The 1484-nt window shown below is 63.5% G+C and carries 2 protein-coding genes; both read left to right on the top strand.

Annotation, left to right across the window (positions count from 1 at the left end):
* The first annotated feature begins 80 nt into the window (after positions 1-80).
* Positions 81-524: a transposase gene (locus AQZ49_RS21610; RefSeq protein WP_067621044.1), complete on the top strand. Its 444-nt coding sequence runs from the start codon at positions 81-83 to the stop codon at positions 522-524.
* Positions 521-1417, top strand: coding sequence for an IS3 family transposase (locus tag AQZ49_RS21605; protein ID WP_067621043.1), 897 nt, complete (start codon positions 521-523; stop codon positions 1415-1417). Before AQZ49_RS21610 ends, AQZ49_RS21605 begins: the two co-directional genes overlap by 4 nt.
* Positions 1418-1484: the final 67 nt, after the last annotated feature.

The raw sequence follows: 1484 nt of genomic DNA, 5'->3' as shown, positions 1-1484 counted from the left end.
GGACTGCGCCCCTTGCGTGAGACAGCGTAATTGAGTGACACGGTATCCGAGGAGGGATCGTGTCAGACCGAACGAACCGAGTGTTCACGACCGAGTTCAAAGAGCAAGCGGTGCTGCGGCTGGAAGCTGGCGAGCAGGGCACTGCGCTTGCAGCCGAGTTGGGCGTGCGTCGCAAGCTGCTGTACGATTGGCGCAAGGCGTGGCGTCGGCTTGGCGTTGCGGGGCTGAACCGCAAGCGCGGACCGAAGCCGGGCCTGTTGCGATCGGGCGATCCGCCGGGCGCTGCGGCCCCTGCCGGTCCGCCGCTGCTTGTGGATGGGCCGGCGGATCGGCAGGGGCTGCAGCGCCCGGCCAACCCACTGACGCAGGCGCAACTCCGGATTGCCGAGTTGGAACGGTTGGTCGGCCGCCAGCAGGTTGATCTTGATTTTTTTCGCAGAGCCTTGCGGCTCACGGACGCGGACAAAGTGGCAGACAAGGCGAACGCCACCGCGCCCACATCTACGCGGTCATCCAGGCCATGACCGCTGCCGGGACGCAAGGCGATCCACACACGACAATCCAGCGATTGTGCCAGCTCGGCGGCGTATCGCGCGCCGGCTATTACCGGCACTTCGACGCGCATGCACCGGCCTGCGCCGATGCCGATTTGCGCGATGCGATCCAGCGGCTCAGCCTGGCGCATCGGCATTACGGCTATCGGCGGATTACCGCGCAATTGCGCCGCGAAGGGCGGGTTGCCAACGCCAAGCGCGTGCTGCGGCTGATGCGCGAGGACAATCTGCTGAGCCTTCGCGCACGCCCGTTCGTGCCGCGCACCACCGACAGCAGGCATGGTTTTGCGATCGTCGCCAACCTGACCCGTGGCCTCGTACCGACAGGGCTCGATCAAATCTGGGTCGCAGACATTACCTATGTCCGGCTGGGCGAGGCATTCGTTTATCTCGCGGTCGTGCTCGATGCGTTCAGCCGCAAAGTGATCGGCTGGGCGCTTGACGACCATCTCGAAGCACGGCTCGCCGTCGAAGCACTCGACATGGCGATCGCGGCCCGCAACCCCGCACCCGAAACGCTGATCCACCACAGCGACCGGGGCGTGCAATATGCCAGCCTCGATTATCGCCAGCGCCTCGACACCCGCGCCATCGCCATCAGCATGAGCAGGGTTGCCAACCCGTATGACAACGCCAAGGCCGAGAGCTTCATGAAGACGCTCAAAGCCGAAGAGGTCAACGGCAAGGCCTATGCCACCATCGATCATGCGCGCCGCGACATCGGCCAGTTCATCGATACCATCTACAATACCCAGCGCCTCCACTCCGCGCTCGGGTACAAACCGCCGGTCGAGTTCGAAGCCGAACTTCACCACTCCACCAACCTGCCAAAATGTGGCAATATCAGCGTGTCACTCAATTAACTGTGTCTCACTGACGGGGTGCACTCCAGTTTGGAATTCCGGGGACAGTTTAGGAATTCCGGGGACA

The sequence above is a fragment of the Novosphingobium sp. FSW06-99 genome, from assembly GCF_001519065.1.
Lineage (GTDB): Bacteria > Pseudomonadota > Alphaproteobacteria > Sphingomonadales > Sphingomonadaceae > Novosphingobium.
The sequence above is the reverse complement of the archived record's forward strand: the minus strand, read 5'-3'. Positions and strand labels throughout refer to the sequence as shown.